The 18,821-nt window shown below is 70.9% G+C and carries 17 protein-coding genes; 13 read left to right on the plus strand and 4 right to left on the minus strand.

What is annotated here, in order from left to right:
- Positions 1 to 13: 13 nt before the first annotated feature.
- Positions 14 to 994: an NADPH:quinone oxidoreductase family protein gene (locus H8838_RS03765; RefSeq protein ID WP_185995919.1), complete on the plus strand. Its 981-nt coding sequence runs from the start codon at positions 14 to 16 to the stop codon at positions 992 to 994.
- Between the two features lie 75 nt (positions 995 to 1,069).
- Here the strand turns inward: H8838_RS03765 and H8838_RS03770 are convergent, their stop codons facing one another.
- Positions 1,070 to 2,020 (minus strand): NAD(P)H-dependent flavin oxidoreductase, encoded by a 951-nt coding sequence (locus tag H8838_RS03770; protein ID WP_185995920.1) that lies wholly within the window; start codon positions 2,018 to 2,020, stop codon positions 1,070 to 1,072.
- A gap of 104 nt (positions 2,021 to 2,124) precedes the next feature.
- On the opposite strand from H8838_RS03770, the gene H8838_RS03775 reads away from it, so the two are divergent.
- From H8838_RS03775 to H8838_RS03785, 3 genes are all read left to right on the plus strand, one after another.
- The gene (locus H8838_RS03775; protein ID WP_185995921.1) at positions 2,125 to 2,745 is read left to right on the plus strand and encodes a TetR/AcrR family transcriptional regulator; all 621 of its coding nucleotides are present in this window, start codon (positions 2,125 to 2,127) and stop codon (positions 2,743 to 2,745) included.
- Positions 2,746 to 2,874: 129 nt separating this feature from the next.
- The gene (locus H8838_RS03780; protein ID WP_185995922.1) at positions 2,875 to 4,098 is read left to right on the plus strand and encodes an acyl-CoA dehydrogenase family protein; all 1,224 of its coding nucleotides are present in this window, start codon (positions 2,875 to 2,877) and stop codon (positions 4,096 to 4,098) included.
- Between the two features lie 2 nt (positions 4,099 to 4,100).
- Positions 4,101 to 5,426, plus strand: coding sequence for an MFS transporter (locus H8838_RS03785; RefSeq protein WP_185995923.1), 1,326 nt, complete (start codon positions 4,101 to 4,103; stop codon positions 5,424 to 5,426).
- Between the two features lie 15 nt (positions 5,427 to 5,441).
- On the opposite strand, the gene H8838_RS03790 is transcribed toward H8838_RS03785, so the two are convergent.
- Complete coding sequence (locus H8838_RS03790) at positions 5,442 to 5,939, minus strand: thioesterase family protein (RefSeq protein ID WP_185995924.1); 498 nt, start codon at positions 5,937 to 5,939, stop codon at positions 5,442 to 5,444.
- Positions 5,940 to 5,986: 47 nt separating this feature from the next.
- Between H8838_RS03790 and H8838_RS03795 the strand changes: the two genes are divergently transcribed.
- Entirely contained in the window at positions 5,987 to 6,766 is a 780-nt protein-coding gene (locus H8838_RS03795) for an SDR family NAD(P)-dependent oxidoreductase (RefSeq protein WP_185995925.1), read from the plus strand.
- A gap of 45 nt (positions 6,767 to 6,811) precedes the next feature.
- On the opposite strand, the gene H8838_RS03800 is transcribed toward H8838_RS03795, so the two are convergent.
- Positions 6,812 to 7,594: an enoyl-CoA hydratase-related protein gene (locus tag H8838_RS03800; protein WP_185995926.1), complete on the minus strand. Its 783-nt coding sequence runs from the start codon at positions 7,592 to 7,594 to the stop codon at positions 6,812 to 6,814.
- Between the two features lie 142 nt (positions 7,595 to 7,736).
- On the opposite strand from H8838_RS03800, the gene H8838_RS03805 reads away from it, so the two are divergent.
- Positions 7,737 to 9,008, plus strand: a complete 1,272-nt coding sequence (locus tag H8838_RS03805; protein ID WP_185995927.1) for an acyl-CoA dehydrogenase family protein — start codon at positions 7,737 to 7,739, stop codon at positions 9,006 to 9,008.
- A 2-nt stretch (positions 9,009 to 9,010) separates the two neighbouring features.
- Positions 9,011 to 10,108 carry a phosphotransferase family protein gene (locus H8838_RS03810; RefSeq protein WP_224766359.1) on the plus strand — a complete coding sequence of 366 codons (1,098 nt, stop codon included), beginning with the start codon at positions 9,011 to 9,013 and terminating at the stop codon, positions 10,106 to 10,108.
- A gap of 84 nt (positions 10,109 to 10,192) precedes the next feature.
- On the opposite strand, the gene H8838_RS03815 is transcribed toward H8838_RS03810, so the two are convergent.
- On the minus strand, positions 10,193 to 10,921 hold the full coding sequence (locus H8838_RS03815) for a TetR/AcrR family transcriptional regulator (RefSeq protein ID WP_185995928.1): 729 nt from the start codon (positions 10,919 to 10,921) through the stop codon (positions 10,193 to 10,195).
- 129 nt (positions 10,922 to 11,050) lie between these two features.
- Here H8838_RS03815 and H8838_RS03820 point away from each other — a divergent pair, with 129 nt between their 5' ends.
- From H8838_RS03820 to H8838_RS03845, 6 genes are all read left to right on the plus strand, one after another.
- On the plus strand, positions 11,051 to 12,271 hold the full coding sequence (locus H8838_RS03820; RefSeq protein WP_185995929.1) for an ABC transporter substrate-binding protein: 1,221 nt from the start codon (positions 11,051 to 11,053) through the stop codon (positions 12,269 to 12,271).
- Positions 12,272 to 12,299: 28 nt separating this feature from the next.
- Complete coding sequence (locus H8838_RS03825) at positions 12,300 to 13,169, plus strand: branched-chain amino acid ABC transporter permease (RefSeq protein ID WP_185995930.1); 870 nt, start codon at positions 12,300 to 12,302, stop codon at positions 13,167 to 13,169.
- The gene (locus H8838_RS03830; protein WP_185995931.1) at positions 13,166 to 15,187 is read left to right on the plus strand and encodes a branched-chain amino acid ABC transporter ATP-binding protein/permease; all 2,022 of its coding nucleotides are present in this window, start codon (positions 13,166 to 13,168) and stop codon (positions 15,185 to 15,187) included. The genes H8838_RS03825 and H8838_RS03830 overlap by 4 nt, the downstream gene beginning before the upstream one ends.
- A complete protein-coding gene (locus tag H8838_RS03835; RefSeq protein WP_224766360.1) occupies positions 15,187 to 15,903 on the plus strand; it encodes an ABC transporter ATP-binding protein in 717 nt (238 codons plus the stop codon). Before H8838_RS03830 ends, H8838_RS03835 begins: the two co-directional genes overlap by 1 nt.
- Before the next feature lie 11 nt (positions 15,904 to 15,914).
- The gene (locus H8838_RS03840; protein WP_185995932.1) at positions 15,915 to 17,189 is read left to right on the plus strand and encodes an acyl-CoA dehydrogenase family protein; all 1,275 of its coding nucleotides are present in this window, start codon (positions 15,915 to 15,917) and stop codon (positions 17,187 to 17,189) included.
- Positions 17,190 to 17,258: 69 nt separating this feature from the next.
- Complete coding sequence (locus H8838_RS03845) at positions 17,259 to 18,818, plus strand: class I adenylate-forming enzyme family protein (protein WP_185995933.1); 1,560 nt, start codon at positions 17,259 to 17,261, stop codon at positions 18,816 to 18,818.
- The last annotated feature ends 3 nt before the right edge of the window (positions 18,819 to 18,821 follow it).

An 18,821-nucleotide genomic window follows, 5' to 3' on the forward strand; every position in this document is an offset into this window, starting at 1 on the left:
GGGAGGAGGCGACGTGCGGCGGATCGTGTGCACCGAGCTCGGCGACCCCGGGCTCCTGAGGCTGGTGGAGGACCCCACCCCGCGGCCCGGCACCGGCCAGGTGCTGGTCGGAACCGAGGCCTGCGGGGTCAGCTTCGTCGACGGGCTCGTCGTCCGGGGCGGCTACCAGGTGCGGCCGCCCCTGCCCTTCACGCCGGGCAACTGCTTCGCCGGCGTCGTGATGGAGGTGGGGGAGGGGGCCGACCCCGGGTTGCTGGGGAGTCGCGTCGCGGGCGTCACCGAGGGGCTGGGCGGGGCTTACTCCTCGCACGTCGTGGCTCGCGCCGACGGCGTCGCGCCCGTCCCCGAGGGCCTGGCACCCGAGCTGGTGGCCGCCAACATCGAGAGCTACCTGACGATGGCCTTCGCCACCGAGCACCGGGTGACGATCGTCCCCGGGGAGACCGTGGTCGTCCTCGGGGCGGGCGGCGGGATCGGCCTCGCCGCCGTGGACATCGCCCGGGCTCTGGAGGCCCAGGTGGTCGCAGTGGCGTCGTCGGCGGAGAAGCAGGAGGCCGCGCTGCGCGCCGGTGCGTGGACGGCGATCGGCTACGACGACCTCAAGGACCGGATCCGGGAGGTCACCGGCGGCGCCGGAGCCGACGTGGTCGTCGACCCCGTCGGGGGAGAGGCGGCCGAGAGCGCGCTGCGCGCGCTCGCCACCGACGGCCGGTTCTGCGTCCTGGGGTTCGCCTCGGGCGAGATCCCGCGGCTGCCGGCCAACATCGTGCTGCTGCGCAACCGGGCGGTCGTCGGCGTCGACTGGGGCGACTGGTCCCGCGAGGTCGGCGGCCCCCAGGGCAACGCCGCGCTGCTGACGACGGTGCTGGAGCGATTCGCGACCGGCGAGCTCCGCCCGCCCGCGCCGACGCCAGCGGCGCTGGCGGATGCCGGGCGCGTCCTGGGCCTGCTCGGCACCCGGCAGGCCGTGGGCAAGCACGTCCTGGTGCCCTGAGCCCGCGTGGCCCGGACCGGCCGGGCCACGCGATGACTTGTGACGACCTGGGGACGACCTGGGGGCGACCCGGGCTCAGCCCGCCGAGGCGTACTCCTTGGCCAGCCGGTCCACCAGCTCGGCGACCGTCGGGACGTCCTCGACCGACGACACCGAGTGCCCGGCGCTCCAGATCTGGCTCCAGCGACGCGGGCCGTCGGCGCCCGACCCGAACATGGCGGCCGCCGTCTCCTGGGTCACCTGCTCGTCGAGGCGGTCGACCTCCAGGCCGGCTGCCTCGATCGACGGACGGAGCATGCTGGTGGCCAGGCCGGTGAAGGCCTTGGTCAGCACCACGTCGTCCATCCCGGCGCCGACCAGCATCTGCTTGTACTCGTCCGCCGCACGGCTCTCCCGGGTGGCGATGAAGCGCGTGCCCAGGTAGCCGAGGTCGCAGCCCAGGGTCGTCGCCGCGCGCAGGGCGATCCCGTCACCGATGCCTCCGGCGAGCACGAGGACGCCGTCGAAGAACCGGCGGACCTCACGCGCGAACGCGAAGGGGTTGAGCCAGCCGGTCTGTCCGCCCGCGCCGGCGGTGAGCAGGACGAGACCGTCGACGCCCGCCTCGACGGCGCGCTCGGCGTGCCGGAGGGTCGCGACGTCTGCGAGCACGAGGGCGCCGGCATCGTGCAGGGTGGGCACCACCGCCGCGGGCGAGCCCACGCTGGTGATGACCATCTCGACCCGGTGGCGCACGAGGACCTCCACGTCCTCGGCCAGACGGGGTTGGCGGATGATCAGGTTGGGGCACCAGGGAGCCCAGTCGCCTGCGCCGTCGGCGCGGTCGGAGTCGCGCTCCCCAGCGAGCTGGCCGAACCAGTCGTCGAGCTCGGTGACGGACCGGGCGTTGGCGGTGGGGAAGGCGCCCACGACGCCGGCGCGGCAGGCGGCGGCGACGAGTTCCGGTCCGCTGACCGCGAGCATGGGGGCGGCGATCGCGGGGATCCTGAGCCGGTCCGCGACGGACGCGGGAACGCGCTGGGTCATGTCACTCCTAACTGAACGAGCGTTCACCACTCTATACTGGCAGGAGTGCGGCGGGAGGCGTCGCGCGGAGGTCCGCGTAGAGGCCCGCCGACCCAGGAGGTCTGATGCCGAGCAGAAGCACCACGAAGCCGCGGGTCCGCGGGGGCAAGCAGGTCGTGCTGCGCGCCGCGATCGCCAACTTCACCGAGAGGGGCTACCACGGCACCTCGATGCGTGACATCGCACGCGATGCGGACGTCACCGTCGCGTCGATCTACCACCACTACCCGTCCAAGCAGGAGATCCTCTCCGAGATCATGGCGGCAACGCTCAGTGACGTGATCGCCCTCACCAGGAGTGCGCTCATGGGGGCCGGGGCAGCGCCGTCGGACCAGCTCGACGCGGTGGTCCGGGCGTGGATCAACTTCCACACGACCCGACAGGCAGAGGCGCTCATCGGCGCGTCCGAGATCCGCAGCCTCGAGTCCCCGGGCCGCAAGCTGGTCGTGGCCCTGCGTGACGAGCAGGAAGGGCTCTTCCGCGACATCATCGAGCGCGGCGTGGAGCTGGGGGAGTTCGGCACGCCGTACCCCCGCGAGGCGGCACGCGCGGTGATCAACATGGGCCGCTCCGTGGCCTCCTGGTACCAGCGTGGGGGTCCCCTGACGCCGGAGGAGATGGCCTCCCGGTATGCCGAGCTGGCGCTGGCCACCGTCCGGGGGCCCGTGCCCACTGAGCGCGCCTGAGGTCGCGCTTGACACGCGGGGTGCTGCGCGCGATCGTTGACCAAACAAACGTTCAGTAGGCGTTGGTACGCCGTGCACCCAGGAGGCGTCCTTGACCCCCATCACCTTCATCGAGACGGGGGTGCCGGCATGAGTGCCGGCCTGGACCTCACTCCTTCGCCCCGCGCGCAGGAGCTGCGCGAGCGCCTCATCGAGTTCATGAACGACGAGGTGTTCCCCGCGGAGGCGGCGTACCACGCCCACCGCCACGCCGGCGGGCCTGACGACCACTCGCTGCCCCCGGTCGTGGAGCAGCTCAAGAAGTCTGCCCGCGAGCGTGGTCTGTGGAACCTCTTCCTTCCCGCCGTCTCCGGGATCTCCAACCTCGACTACGCCGGGCTGGCCGAGATCACCGGGTGGAGCCTCGAGCTCGCCCCCGAGGCGATCAACGGGCAGGCCCCGGACACCGGCAACATGGAGCTGCTGCACCTCTTCGGGACCGACGAGCAGAAGCGGGAGTGGCTGGACCCCTTGATGGAGGGGACCATCCGCTCGGTCTTCGCGATGACCGAGAAGGACGTCGCCAGCTCCGACGCCACCAACATCGAGACCAGCATCGTCCGCGACGGCGACGAGTACGTCGTCAACGGGCGCAAGTGGTGGAGCAGCGGCGCCGCAGACGAGCGTGCACGCGTCTTCATCGTCATGGGCAAGACCGACCTCGAGGCCCCGCGGCACCGTCAGCAGTCGATGCTGCTGGTCCCGCGGGACACCCCGGGACTGACGGTCGTGCGCGACGTGCCGGTCTTCGGCCGCCACGACCAGCACGGCCACTGCGAGGTGCTGTTCGAGGACGTCCGGGTCCCGGTGGCCAACCTCCTGGGCGAGGAGGGGGGCGGCTTCGCCATGGCCCAGGCGCGCCTCGGGCCCGGCCGGATCCATCACTGCATGCGGGCCCTCGGTGCTGCCGAGCGCGCGATGCAGCTGATGGTGGGGCGTGCCCACTCGCGCGTCGCGTTCGGCAAGCCTCTTGCCGAGCAGGGCATGGTGCAGCGCGACATCGCGGAGTCCAGGATCGCGATCACCCAGGCCCGGCTGCTGTGCCAGCACGCCGCCGCGGTGATCGACGCGCACGGCAACAAGGCCGCGGCGACGCTGGTCTCGCAGGCCAAGGTGTCCGTCCCGCGGGTCGCGCTCGACGTGATCGACCGGGCGATCCAGGTGCACGGCGGCATGGGCGTGAGTGACGACGTGCCGTTGGCGGCCATGTACGGCTGGCACCGGGCCATGCGGATCTTCGACGGGCCGGACGAGGTCCACCTGCGCTCGATCGCTCGGACGGAACCGGTCGGCGACGCCCTGCTGCGCCCGTAGGGATGGGAGCGCGTGGCCCCTGGGCGCTGACCGAGCGGCTCGGCCCGATCGGGGTTGCCGCGCTCCTGGGCACCCTGATGGGAACCAGCGGCATGGGAAGCGCCGCCGCCGCCGTGGCCGTGCCGCAGATCGTGGCGCACTACGACGTCCCCGAGGGGCATGGCGTGTGGGTGCTGGCGGCCTACACCCTCACAGTGGCGGTCGGCACAGCCCTCTACGGGCGTCTCGGGGACAGTCGGGGCATCCGGGGCCCGCTCGGCTTCGGCGTCGTGCTGCTCGCCGCGGGTGGGGTGCTGGCAGCGCTGGCCCCGACGTACGGGGTCCTGGTCGTCGCCCGGCTGCTCCAGGGTGCCGGCGCGGCCGCGGCGCCCACCCTCACCATCGCGGCGCTGCAGGTGCTCTACCCGGCAACGGTGCGGGTGCGCGCGAGCGCCGTGCTGGTCGGGACGTCGGTGGGGGTCAGCGCCCTCGGGCCGGCGCTTGGCGGCGTTCTCACCGAGCACGTCGGCTGGCAGTGCACCGTGCTCTTCCCGGCCGCCGGGCTACTCGGGCTCGCGCTGTTGTGGCCGGTGATCCCGCGCGGCGGATCGGGCGAGGCCCTCGACTACCTCGGTGCGGTGCTGGTCGCCGCGGTGGCCGGCGGTGCGATCCTGCTCGTGCAGTCGCCCGTGCTGGGCCCCGCCGCGGTGGTCGGCGGCCTGGCACTGGTCCTCGCGGGGCTGCCGTTGGTGGTGCGGCAGGTCCGTCGCCGGCCGTCGGGATTCCTGCCGCGCGCGGTGCTGGAACGCCCGGAGGTCCTGGCCGGCGCCGTGGGGGCGAGCTCGGCGACCGTGGCCTACTTCGGGCTGCTCGTCGTGGTCCCCGCCGTGCTGGTGGGAGAGGGCTGGGGCCCGGTGGGCGTAGGCCTCCTGATGCTGCCGGGCGCTGTCCTGGGGGTGCTGGCCTCCTTCGGGGTGGCGCCCGTGGTGCGCACCCTCGGCGCCGGGCGCACGGTGACCGTGGCGGCGTTCTTCGCCACCGCGGCGGTGCTCGTCTCCCTGGCCTCGCTGTGGGTCTCGCCGTGGGGCCACCTGCTGGCGCTGGGCCTGGCGTACGTCGGCTACTCGTTCGGCCAGCCGGCGATGGGTGCCGTCGTGCACGACGGTGCCTCCCGGGGCACCTCGGGGGTCGCGCTGGGGCTGGCCACCCTCGTCTTCTTCGGTGGCGGCAGCCTGGGCGCGGCCGTGGCCGGCCTCGGCGCCGAGCTCGGCTGGGCCGCTGGCCTGGTGCTGCTGGCCCTCGTCCCCGCGGGGCTGGGGCTGCTCACCCGGCGGCGGCTGGCCGCCTGAGCCCACCCGCTCCGCTCAGCGGCGCAGGCCCATCGCCCCGCTGAGCGGGGGCTCCAGGACGGGCGACATCTCGGCGGCCAGCCGGGTGAGCCGGGGGGCGACGTCGTCGGGGAACGGCCGGGACCGCCGGTCGTCCATCCCCACGTGGACCAGGACGGCCTCGAGGGTGTTGGCCAGCCGGTCGTTGGTCTCGTCGACGAGGTACACCATGACGTGCGCCGCGCGCTCGCTGCTGCCCAGCAGCTGTGGGTGCACCGCGATCTTCTCGCCCAGGTGCATCTCGGCCCGGTAGGTGAGGTGGTGCTCCACCGCGAAGCAGGACATCTGCCGTCCCTCGCGGTACTGCTGGTCCATCCCCGCCTCCTGCAGCACGAGCTCCACGGCCTCCGCGCCCAGGCGCAGGTACTGCGTGATGTTCATGTGCCCGTTGATGTCGATGAAGTCCTCGGTGACCACCGCGTCGAGGCGGAGGGGGAGCCGGCGGACGTCGGCGAGGTCGATGGTCTGTCCCACGGAATGACTCCTAGTGTGTCCAAACGAACGAACGCTAGGATCATCGCATGAGCAAGCCTTCAGTGCACGGTCCGACCGACAATTCCCTGCAGGGGCGGGTCGCGCTCGTCACCGGTGCCGGCTCCGGGCTGGGTCGCCAGTTCGCGCTGGCGCTGGCCCGCTCGGGGGCGACCGTGGTCGTCGCGGCCAGGAGACGCGAGCGCCTCGAGGAGGTCGTCGCCGCCGTCGCCGAGCTCGGCGGAACGGCGCATGCGGTGACGCTCGACGTGCGGGACGTCGAGGCGATCGGGCGTGCCCTGGACGAGGCGACGGGGCTGGTCGGCCTGCCCGACGTCCTGGTCAACAATGCCGGCGTCCCGGACGCCCGGCGCGCGCACAGGATGCCCCTGGAGCTGGTGGACCAGGTGCTCGAGACCAACCTGCGCGGCCCCTGGCTCCTGGCCACCGGCCTCGCGGCGCGGTGGATCGAGGCCGGGGTCCCCGGACGGGTGGTCAACATCGGCTCGATGACCGGGATCCACTACGGTGGCGAGGGGGCCGCGCTCTACTCCGTCACCAAGGCCGCCGTGCACCGGATGACCGAGGTGCTGGCCGTCGAGTGGGCGGGCCACGGGATCAACGTCAACGCCATCGCTCCGGGGGCCTTCTCCTCCGAGATGATGGACGGGATGCTCGAGCGGATGGGCGACATTGCCAGCGCGTTCCCGCGCAAGCGTCTGGGTCGCCCGGAGCAGCTGGACAGCACCCTGCTCTACCTCGTGTCGCCGCTGTCCGACGCAGTGACCGGTGCCGTGATCAGCGTCGACGACGGCCAGACCCACCGCTGAGGGGGGCCCAGGCCGACTGTGGTCGCGTCGGCGGGGGTCGGATGCTCAGGCCTGAACGGCTTCCGCCGTCCACGCCGGGGGGCGCTTCTCGAAGAATGCGGCGATCCCCTCGGCTCGCTCCTCCGAGCCGGAGACTGTCGCGGCGGCGTCCTCGGTGATCGCCCACTGGTCCTGCTCGCGGCGAGCACGTGAACGGAAGAGCGCCTGCATGGTCACTCCGACCGCCACCGGGCCGGCCCGGAGCACCTCCTCGGCCAGGGCCAGCGCTCCGTCCAGGGCGGCCCCCGACGGGGTGAGGCGGTTCACCAGCCCGAGCTGGTGGGCCCTCGGGGCGTCGAGGCGGGCGCCCGTGAGGAGCAGCTCGGTGGCGACCTGGGGACCGAGCCGCTCCGGGGCGCGGAACAGCGCGCCACAGTTGGCCACGACCCCGCGCAGGGTCTCGGGCAGGCCGAGCTGCGCGTCCTCGGCGGCCACCACGAGGTCGCAGGCCAGCACCATCTCCATGCCGCCGCCGAGGGCGAACCCCTCGACGGCCGCGACCAGGGGGCGCGTGCGGGTCCGGCGGACGAACCCGTACTCCCCGCCGTCGGTTGTGCTGGGGCTCGCCTCGAGGGCGAGGTCCGTGCCGGCCGAGAAGGTGCCCTCGGCGCCGGTCAGGATCCCGACCCGCAGCCCCTCCTCGTGCTCCAGCCGCGACATGGCCCGGGCGAGCGCGTCGGCCAGCGACTGGTCCACCGCGTTGCGCCGGTTTGGGCGGTTCATGGTCATCAGGAGGACCCCCGCCGGGCGGCGTTCCACGTGCAGGGCGTCCAAGGCGTCGTGCGGCATGGTCGAGCTCCCGGGGTTCGGCGACAGGGAATGAACGTACGTTAACTCGGCTGCTGCGCTTGTCCACAAGGTGGCACTCGCGTTTGCCAATGGCGCACTCGATGGGATAAGTAATTCATCTGACTTAACCCAAGGAGGGCACATGTGGGGCTTCGCGACGGATCCTGAGTTCCAAGCAGAGCTGGACTGGATCGAGACGTTCGTGCGGGAGAAGGTTCAGCCGCTGGACTACATCCTCGGCAGCCAGTGGAACATCCACGACCCGCGGTTCGAGGAGCTCGTGCGCCCGCTCCAGCGGCAGGTCAAGGAACGAGGGCTGTGGGCCTGTCACCTCGGCCCCGAGCTCGGCGGGCCCGGCTACGGCCAGCTCAAGCTGGCCCTGATGAACGAGAAGTTCGGGATGTCGCGCTTCGGGCCGATCGTGTTCGGTGCGCAGGCGCCCGACACGGGCAACTCGGAGATCCTCGCGCACTACGGCACCCCCGAGCAGAAGAAGAAGTACCTCGAGCCGCTGCTGGCCAACGAGGTCGTGTCCTGCTTCTCGATGACAGAGCCACAGGGCGGCGCCGACCCGACGGCCTTCCGGACCGGCGCCGTGCAGGACGGCGACGAATGGGTGATCAACGGCGAGAAGTGGTTCGCCTCGGAGGCCGACACCGCGGCGTTCCTCATCATGATGGTGGTCACTGACCCCGACCAGGAGAACCCCTACAAGCGGGCCTCGATGTTCGTCATCGACCGCGACACCCCCGGCATCGAGACCGTCCGCAACTACGGGTTCTACGGCGAGCCCGAGCCGACCCACGCGCACCTGCGGCTGACCGACGTGCGCGTCGCCGACTCGCAGATGCTGGGCCCGCGGGGCGAGGCGTTCGCGGTCGCCCAGACCCGGCTCGGCGGCGGCCGGATGCACCACGCCATGCGGACCCTCGCTCAGGCCACACGTGCGTTCGACCTGACCTGCCAGCGGGTGCTGTCGCGGACGACGAAGGGCGAGCTGCTCGCCGACAAGCAGATGGTCCAGGAGCGGATCGCCGACATGTGGGTCCAGATCCGGCAGTTCCGGCTGCTGGTGCTGGAGACCGCGTGGCTCGCCGACCAAGGCCGCGACTGGAAGTCGCTGCGCAAGAACGTCTCCGCGGTGAAGTCCGTGATGCCCAAGGTGCTCCACGACGTCGCCTCGACGGCGCTGCACCTGCACGGCTCGCTCGGGCTCTCCCATGAGATGCCCTTCGCGGAGTGGGTCATCAACTCGTTCCACGTGGGACTTGCTGACGGCCCGACCGAGGTGCACAAGATGGTGGTTGCCCGCCAGGTGCTGCGCGACTACACGCCCGCCGACGGTGACATCCCGTCCTACTCGCGTCCGGAGCAGGAGCGCCTGGCGCGCGCCCTCTACCTCGACGAGGTGTGAGCGTGGGTGCGGCCTCGGACCCTGGCCGGCCGTCCGGCGACGGCGGTCCGGCTGAGCTCCAGGGACTGGTCGACGCCGGGGCGGTAGGCCGGTGGCTGGCCGAGCAGGGCGTGACCGACGGGCCGGTGCAGGTGGTCGGCACCCTGGGCGGCGGCACCCAGAACATCCTTGCGCTGCTCCGGGTCGAGGGGCGGGACCTCGTGCTCCGACGGGGGCCGCGCCACCTCCGCTCGCGCACGAACGACCTGCTGCGCCGGGAGATGCAGGTGCTCGACGCGCTGCGCGGCACTGATGTGCCGCATCCACGGCTGGTGGCTGCCTGCCCGGACGAGGCGGTGCTGGGTGGTGCGGCCTTCTACGTGATGGACGCAGTGGACGGGTTCAATCCGGCCGTCGCGCTGGAGGGTCGGGCGGCCAGCTCCGCCCACGTGCGACGGTCACTGGCCTTCTCGACTGCGGCTGCGGCTGCGGCGCTCGCCGCCGTGGACCATGAGGCGGTGGGACTGGCGAGCCTCGGAAGGCCGGATGGCTTCCTTGAGCGGCAAGTGGGTCGCTGGCGCGCCGAGCTCGACTCCTATCGCGGGCTCGACGGTTACGCCGGCCAGGGCCTGCCGGGGGTCGACGGGCTGGGGCGCTGGCTGGACGCGCATCGACCGAAGAGGTGGCGCCCCGGCATCCTGCACGGGGACTTCCACCTGGCGAACGTGCTGTGCAGCCGTGACACCGGGTCCGTGATCGCGGTGGTCGACTGGGAGATGACGACCATCGGTGACCCACTGCTCGACCTGGGGTGGCTCCTGGCCACGTGGCCGCGCGAGCCGTCGTCCGTGGAGCACGTCGAGGTGCTCCCCGACGGGGTGCGAGCGCTGGCGGGCACCGTGACCAGGGACGAGCTGGTCGCGGAGTACGCCCGGCACTCCACCCGCGATCTCTCCGGGGTGGACTGGTACGAGGCGTTGGCCTGCTACAAGCTCGCGATCGTCCTCGAGGGCACCTACGCCCGAGCCTGTGCGGGGCTGGCCCCGCGCGAGGTGGGCGAGCGTCTGCACCGCGGAAGCCTGGAGCTCCTTCGGCGGGCTCGCGAGATCACTGAGGCATGAGAGTAGGAGTCGCCCTCGAGCCACTTTCTACGGAGCGGACGCTCCCTAGGACGTACTCACCCGTGCAGGGACCTGTCGCGCGGCTCAGTGCCGCTCGGCGTTCCGTTCCTCCAGCAGACGCGAGGTCTCGGGGGAGATACCCGCTCCGAGGATCGACGTGACCAGGTCGACGAGCTGGCTGGCGAAGAGCTCCGACGGTTGGCCCGCCGCCATCCGCGCCCGGCGCCCGAGCTCGATGTGCGTGAACCGCATCGCGGCGAACCTGCGGTGCAGCGGGGGCCCGGCAGTCCCCGGTGGCATCAGGGGCTCGACCATGACGGACCAGCGCTCCAGGCTGCCCGCCGGATCGTAGACGAGCGCCCCGAGGGCGCCGTCCGGGTCGACCAGGGCCTCAGAGCGGTTGACCAGGTGGGCGGCCACCTGAAGAAAGTCGGCGCCGTACTCGTCCTGGAGCTCGGTGACCAGGGGGGTAACCAAGATCCCAGCAGCCTCCCGCAGGGTCACGTCACCACGCGCGGTCAGGTGGTCGAGGAGGGCGTGACGACGAACCGAGACCCGTGGCACGTGCAGGTCCATGTGTGCGCGCAGCAGGCCCTCCCGATCGCCGAAGTGGTACTGCAGGGCAGTCGTGTTCTTCTGACCGGCGGACCTGGTGATCTCCCGGAACGAGACCCCTTCGAGGCCCTTCTCGGCCAAGAGCCTGCCAGCGGCCCGCAAGATCTGGGTCCGCGCGTCTCCGCCGGGTGTCCGCTCCGCGGCGCGGGTGCGCGCCGCGGAGCCGCGGTCCCGGGTGTGTGGGTGGGCATCGCTCATGTTCTCACCGTATCAAGATAAGGCATCTCGTCCACGAGTTCATTCAGTAGGACGAGCTCTTGTGGCATCTGCCTTAATGTGTCTAGGGTCACAAGTCACAGGTCGTGGTCATACCCGAGGAGGAGACGCATGAAGAAGGTCAGCCGGATTCAGAGGGGGCTCGCCGTGGCGGCTGCCGCCGCCCTTGTCCTGTCCGCCTGCGGAGGTGGCAGCAGCGACGACGCCTCCGGCACTGCCGACGCTGACGGGGTCATCACCGTCAAGCTCGGTGTCGTCGGCCCGAAGACCGGTCCTGCGTCTCTTTACTACAAGTACATGGACCAGACCTTCGAGACCTTCTCGGACGACTTCGAGGAGAAGTACAGCGTCCGGTTCGACGTGATCAGCGAGGACGACCAGGCCTCGCCGGAGGAGACGGCCCGAGCGGTGAGCCGGCTCATCAACGAGAAGGGCGTCCACGCCCTGATGGGTCCGCCGCTCTCGGGCAACTCGCTGCAGGTCGCCGACGTGGTGCAGAAGAGCCAGCTCCCGTGGCTCCTGCCCGGACCCAACGCTGACGAGATCATCAACTACGACGTCCAGCCCAACTGGGGCTTCATGACCAACTTCACCAACCAGCAGATCATGGCGGTTCTCGGTGAGCGGCTGTGGGCGGACGGACAGAAGGTGGGAGTCGTCTACTCCGCCGACGGGTTCGGTCAGTCCAACCTGGAGCACCTGAAGTCCTGGGCCGAGGAGAACGGGCACGAGGTGACCGCGGAGGAGACCATCCAGCCGGGCGCCAGCGACGCGAATGCCATCATCAAGAGGTTCAAGGACTCGGGCGTCGAGGCCGTATTCATGGGCATCACCCAGGGTGCCGACACCGCCACGGTGACCCGGGCGATCGAGCAGGCCGGCTACCAGCCCTCGACCATCATGACCACCGGCACGATCCTCACCGACTACAAGGACGTCGCCGAGCCCTCGCAGTGGAAGAACATCCAGATCGTCGACCCGCGGAACTTCCTCGAGGGCGGCGACAAGTGGGTGCTGGACCAGGTCCGCGAGACCACCGGCGAGGAGCCGGCGATCCCGACCAACAACATCTCGACCTACGCCATCCTGGACATCTACGCCCAGGCGGTGCAGGAGGTCGGGGACGCCACGGACTTCGAGGCCGTGCGCGACGCGATGGAGGGGATCGAGACGGTCCACATCGGTGACCTGACGATCGACAACCCGTTCACCGCCGAGGACCACGTCCTCTACGACGACGACCCGGCCAACTGGCTCACCTACGGCTTCGACGAGAAGTTCGACCTGGTCATCAAGGGGACCGCGGCCGAATGCGTCGAGAAGGGCTGCTGACGCTCCGCGTCGGCTGGAAGAGGAGACCATGGACGCCTTGGTGCTCGGGCTGGTTCTGGGAGGGCTCTACGCCCTCCTGGCCCAGTCCTTCGTCCTGACATTCATCACGACCAAGACGCTGAACTTCGCCGTGGGCGAGTTCGTCGCGCTGGGTGCCTTCGTCGTGCTCGCAGTTGCGGGCTGGGGCTGGCTGCCTGACGTGGGCAAGGTGGTCGTCGGAGTCCTGGTCGCGGGGCTGGTGGGCGCGTTGGCCTACCGGTTCCTGGTGCTCCCCTTCATGACCGAGGGAGAGCACGACGTGCGGTGGCTGTTGTCCACCGTCGCGCTGTCGTTCGTGATGCTCAACCTGATCACCAACGTGCAGGGTCCCTCGCCGCAGCGCTCTGAGACTGCCCGGCTGAGTGGTTCGGTGGAGGTGCTCGGTGCGGGGGTGAGCAAGCAGCAGCTGCTGATCGCCGTCCTGGCGGTGGTCGTGACGGTGCTGCTGGTGGTCGCGTCGAAGAAGACCTCGGCGGGCCTGGTGATGCGAGCGGTCTCCCAGGACCCCGAGACCACCTCGTTGATGGGGATCTCGCCGCGGCTGGTGGGCATGATCACCTACGCGGTGGCGATGGGCATCGCGGCGCTGACCGGGACCCTGTACGCCGCGACCGTGGGTGCGTCGCCGGTCATGGGCGCGCCGTTGCTGGTGGCCGCGATCGCCGTCGCGGTCGTGGGCGGTCTCTCCTCCTTGTGGGGGCCGTTGCTCGGCGGTGCCCTGTACGGCGTGCTGAGCGAGTTCGCGAGCTATGAGTTCGGCGCCATCTGGGGTGAGACGGCCGGCCTGCTGCTGGTCATCGCGGTCCTGGTCTGGCGGCCCCAGGGTCTCCTGGGACGACGTGTGGAGGTCAAGCTGTGAGCATCCTGGACTCCGAGCCGCGCACCACCACCGAGCCTGGTGGGGGCGGGGGACGCAGCAAGCGTCCCGGTCTCTCGCCGCTGCTGCGCGACGTGCTGTTCGCCGTGACGGCGCTGGTCGTCGCGGTCGTGGTGATCCTGCCCGGCCGCGAGGGGGCCGGCACCTCGATCTCGTTGATGCAGCTGGTCGGCTCGATGGCTGCGATGACGGTGGCCGCGGTGGGGCTCAACCTGCTGATGGGCTACGCGAAGCTGGTCTCGCTCGGTCAGGGCGGGTTCTACGCCATCGGCGCCTACGCGAGCGCTTGGCTGATCCTGGATGCCGGCTGGCACCCGTTGCTCGCGATCGCCGGTGCGCTGGCGATCTGCGGGGGAGTGGGCGCGGTCGTCGCGGTGGCCTCGATGCAGCTGCGGGGTCCGCAGTTCTCGGTGATCACGCTGGTGCTCGCGATCCTGGTGGAGCGGATCCTGAGCGAGGCCGCACCGTTCGGACGGCTGGCGGGCTACCCGAACCACGCCCAGCACGGCACCACGGGCCTGCCGTCGATCGAGGTCTTCGGCTTCGTGCTCGAGCCACCGATGATCGCGAACACGGTGGCCACGGTGATGGTGCCTGTCGTGGTGGTGACCGCTGTGGTGGTCATCCTGTCGCGCAACATCGCCCGCTCCCCGTGGGGCAGCTCGTTGAGCGCGATCGGTGAGTCCGAGATGCTCGCGGCGCACCTGGGGGTGCACGTGTTCCGGAGGAAGGTGTCGGTCTTCGTGCTGGCCTCGGTGCTGGGCGGCCTGGGGGGCGTCTTCACCACCCTGTGCTTCGCGCACCTGCAGCCGGAGACCTTCGACATCTTCCTCACCATCACCATCGTGCTGGCCGTCGTCTTCGGCGGCTCGGGCACCGTGCTGGGCCCGGTGGTGGGCGCGGTCGGGATCGTGTGGCTGGAGCAGTCCGACGCGCTGGCGCGGGTCAGCCAGCTCCAGCAGGACCACCTCTCCGACTCCTGGTACCTGTCCACCCCGGGCCTGGTGGGGGTGCTGTTCATCCTGACCCTGTTCCTGATGCCCAAGGGCATCGTGGGCTCGCTCAGCGCGGTGGTCACCGGCCGGCGCCGGCACGCCGACGTGGCCGAGGACGACGGCGCCGGGCTTGGCGAGGCTGCCGGGCTGGACGCGGGCTCCGACGTGGTCCCCGCTGCCGACGCCCCCGCCCCGGTCCAAGGCCGAAAGGATGCGACGGCAGGTGCCCAAGGGCGGCCGTTGCTGACCATGACGGGACTGGGCAAGAAGTTCGGAGGTCTGCAGGCGGTGGCCGAGATGGACCTCACGGTGGACCGAGGTCAGATCCACGCGGTCATCGGTCCCAACGGCGCGGGGAAGTCCACCCTGGCCAACCTGCTCACCGGTGTCTACAAGCCCAGCGCGGGGACGGTGGTCCTCGACGGCCGCGACATCACCGGCCTGGCGCCGCACACGGTGTCGCGGGCCGGGGTCGGGCGCACGTTCCAGACCCCTCAGCTGTTCGGTGACGCGACGGTGCTGGACAACGTGCTGGCCGGGTTCGTCGACACCGGAGAGACCCCGCTGTGGGCCGCAGCTCTCAAGCCGCCCTCGCGGTACCGCCGGGACGCCGAGATGCGCACGGAGGCCGCCAGGCTGCTCGACCTGGTCGGGCTGAAGGAGTTCGCGGGCCTGCGGGCCGGTGAGCTGCCCTATGGCAAGCAACGGGCGCTGGAGATCGCCCGGGCGCTGGCTGGTGAGCCGGAGCTGATCGTGCTGGACGAGCCCGCTGCAGGCCTGCTCGCCACCGAGACCGCCGGACTGGGCGACCTCTTGATCTCGCTGCGCGCCCACGGTTACGCCCTGATCGTGGTCGAGCACCACATGGACCTGGTCGCCCGGATCGCCGACGAGGTCACCTGCATGGACCAGGGCCGGCTGCTCTCGCGGGGCACCCCGGAGCAGGTCCTCTCCGACGAGGCCGTCGTCGCGGCGTACCTCGGCAAGCCGATGGAGGAGCACTGATGACACTCGAGGTCGACACCCTGGAGTGCGGCTACGACCGCGCACCCATCCTGCACGGCGTCAGCGTCCACCTCGACCCGGGTGAGCTGGTCGCGGTCGTGGGCTCCAACGGCGCAGGGAAGACCACCCTGGTCCGCACCATCGCCGGGCTCCTGACCGTCCGCTCGGGTGACCTGCGCATCGAGGGTGCGTCGTTCGCCAAGAGCTCGCCGGCCAGGCGCGCCCGCCAGGGGATCGTCATGGTGCCCGAGGGACGCAAGCTGTTCCCCCAGCTCACCGTCGGGGAGAACATCGAGATCGGCCGCCACGCCGCCCGTGGGCGCACCGACGGCGAGGACCCGGTGGCGGCGCTGCTCGACGCGTTCCCCATCGTCACCGACCGGTGGAACCAGCAGGCGAGTCTGCTCTCCGGTGGGGAGCAGCAGATGGTCGCCCTCACCCGCGCCGTCGCCGCCCGACCCCGCTACCTGCTGCTCGACGAGCCCTCGCTGGGCCTGAGCCCGCTGAAGACGCTGGAGGTGTTCGGGCTCATCGAGATGATCCGCGAGTCGACCGGCGCGGGCATCCTGCTCGTGGAGCAGATGGCCGACCAGGCCCTGAGAGCCGCCGACCGCGCTTACGTCCTCGAGCACGGACGAGTCTCCATGGAAGGACCCGCCGCCCAGGTGCGGGCCTCCGACGAGGTGCGCCGGGCCTACCTCGGCGTCGCCGGATGAGGAAGGTGGACATGTTCGACTTCGGACCCCGCTCCCAGGCATTGGTGGAGCAGACGAACGCGTTCCTGGCGGACCACGTCTACCCGGCGGAGGCGCTCTTCGAGCGTCAGGTCGCCGAGGGAGGCGTGCCGCGTCCGACCCCGCCGGTGCTGCAGGAGCTGAAGGAGACCGCGCGTGGGCTCGGTCTCTGGAACCTCTTCCTGCCGCATCCGGAGAAGGACCACGACCCGCTCACCAACCTCGAGTACGCACCCATCGCCGAGCTCACCGGGCGCAGCCTCGAGCTGGCGCCGGAGGCGATGAACTGCAACGCGCCCGACACCGGCAACATGGAGCTGCTCTCGATGTTCGGCACGCCGGAGCAGAAGGAGGAGTGGCTCTATCCGCTGATGGCGGGCGAGATCCGCTCGGCGTACGTGATGACCGAGCCGCAGGTCGCCTCCTCCGACGCCAGCAACATCGAGACCTCCATCGTGCGGGACGGTGACGAATGGGTCATCAACGGGCGCAAGTGGTGGATCTCCGGACCACTGCGCGAGGACTGCCGGCTGCTGATCCTGATGGGCATCAGCGACCAGGACCCCGGTGCCCCCCGTCACCGCCGGCACAGCATGGTGCTGATCCCGCGGGACACCCCCGGCGTGGAGGTGGTCCGCGAGCTCGACGTGCTCGGCTACCAGCCCTTCGAGACCCACGTCGAGATGCGCTTCACCGACGTGCGGGTGCCGGTGACGAGCCTGCTCGGTGAGCAGGGAGCAGGCTTCGCGATGTCCCAGGCGCGCCTCGGCCCGGGTCGCATCCACCACTGCATGCGCATGGTGGGGGCGGCGGAACGGGCGCTGGAGCTGATGATCCACCGGGCGGGTCGCCGGTCGACGTTCGGCAAGCCGCTGGTCGAGCGGGGCGTGGTCAGGGAGTGGATCGCCGACTCCCGGATGGAGATCGACCAGGCACGGCTCTACACGTTGCAGACCGCGCACCTGATGGACACCGTCGGCAATCGTGAGGCGGCCAGCGAGATCTCCGGCATCAAGGTCGTCGTGCCCAACATGGCGCGTCGCGTGGTCGACCGCGCGATGCAGGTCTTCGGTGGTGCCGGACTGTGCCAGGAGACGCCGCTCGCCCGGATCTACGCCGAGACCCGGATCGTCCGGATCGCCGACGGGCCGGACGAGGTGCACCGTCGTGGGCTGGCGCGGACCGAGCTCCGCCGCTTCAAGGCGGCGACCACCCCCGCGCCGAGCGGTGCCGCCGCGCACCTGTCCCACCTGTCCGAACTCGCCTAGGCACGGTGTCGGCACCGGCGCCAGGCTGCTGACCGCAACCCCAAGAACTCCACCAGGAGGAAGGACCTCATGAGCCTGTCACGCAACGTCTTCGGAATGCTCGACCGCACGGCCGAGTCGCACGCGGGTGACCGCCCGGGATACGGCTTCGAGGGCGAGGTGCGCACCTTCAGGCAGATGCGCGACGCCGCCCTGGACGTCGCAGGCGGGCTGCACGCCCAAGGTGTCCGGCCCGGGGACAAGGTCGCCGTGATGATGGGCAACCGACTCGAGTGGTTCGAGGTCTACTTCGGGCTGGCCGCGCTGGGCGCGGTCTGCGTCCCGGTCAACGTCCTGCTCACCGGGCCGGAGATCGCCCACGTGTGCCGGGACAGCGGCTCCCGGTACCTGGTGATGGACGAGATCGCCTCGCGCGGCCTCGCCGGGCTGGAGCACGACTTCGAGCTTGTCGTCACGGTCGGGGAGGTGTCGCCGCCGCGAGGAGCCAAGAGCGTCAGCTGGCAGGACGTGCGTCACGGCACGGCGCTGCCCGAGGAGCACGTGGGACCCGACCTGGGCGACACCTTCCTCCTCTACTACAGCTCGGGTACGACGGGTCTGCCGAAGGCCGCGGAGCAGTCGCACGACGGTGTGCTCTGGAACGCGATGGGGCAGCTCCAGGGGCTGGGGCTCGAGCCGCACCACAGGTACTTCGTGATTCCGTCCCTCTCGTGGGCGGCCGGCTTCCACAACCTGGTGATGTCCCTGACCTGGAACGGTGGCTACTCCGAGCTGCGTCGGACCGGCGGCGCGACGATGGAGAACATCGTGACCTCGATCGAGGAGCACCAGATCACCCACGTGATGCTGGTCCCCAGCCTGCTGCGGGACCTGGTCTCCCGGCCTGACCTGATGGACCGCCTCTCGGCCAGCTCGCTGGAGTGGATCGTCACCGGTGCGGAGCCGGTCCCGCGCAAGGTGATCGAGACGGTCTGCCGAGGTGTCTCGGGGGTCGACGTCTGCCAGGGCTACGGGCTCTCGGAGTTTCCCACGATCACCACCGTCCTGATGGCCGACGAGGTCTTCGATCACGAGGGTTCCGCGGGCCGCGCGCTGCCGCACAGCGACCTCGCTGTGCGCGATGCCGACGGGCGGATCCAGCGTCATGGCAGGGGCGAGCTGCTCATTCGCTCGCTGGCCTCCATGAAGGGCTACCACGGCCGGCCCGAGCAGACCGCCGACGTCTTTCGGGACGGCTGGCTGCACACCGGCGACCTGGTCGAGCTCGACGAGGACGGCTTCGTCACCATCGTCGGTCGGACCAAGGACATGATCATCTCCGGTGGGCTGAACATCTACCCCAAGGAGATCGAGGACGTCATCAGCAGGATCCCCGGCGTGCGGGAGTGCGCGGTGGTGGGTGTGCCGCACGAGCGCTTCGGCGAGACCGCGGTGGCCGTGGTGGTGAGCGAGGATCCCGACTTCGACCCGGCCGAGGTGACGCGTGCCTGTGAGGCCCAGCTGGCGTCGTACAAGCGTCCGCGCGAGGTGATCGTGCGACCGGAGCCGCTGCCGCGCAACGCCAACTCCAAGCTGCTCAAGCGCGAGCTGCGGCCGTGGGCGGCGGACACGCTCGGGGTCACCGGGTGACGC

The sequence above is a fragment of the Nocardioides campestrisoli genome (assembly GCF_013624435.2).
Classification (GTDB): domain Bacteria; phylum Actinomycetota; class Actinomycetes; order Propionibacteriales; family Nocardioidaceae; genus Nocardioides; species Nocardioides campestrisoli.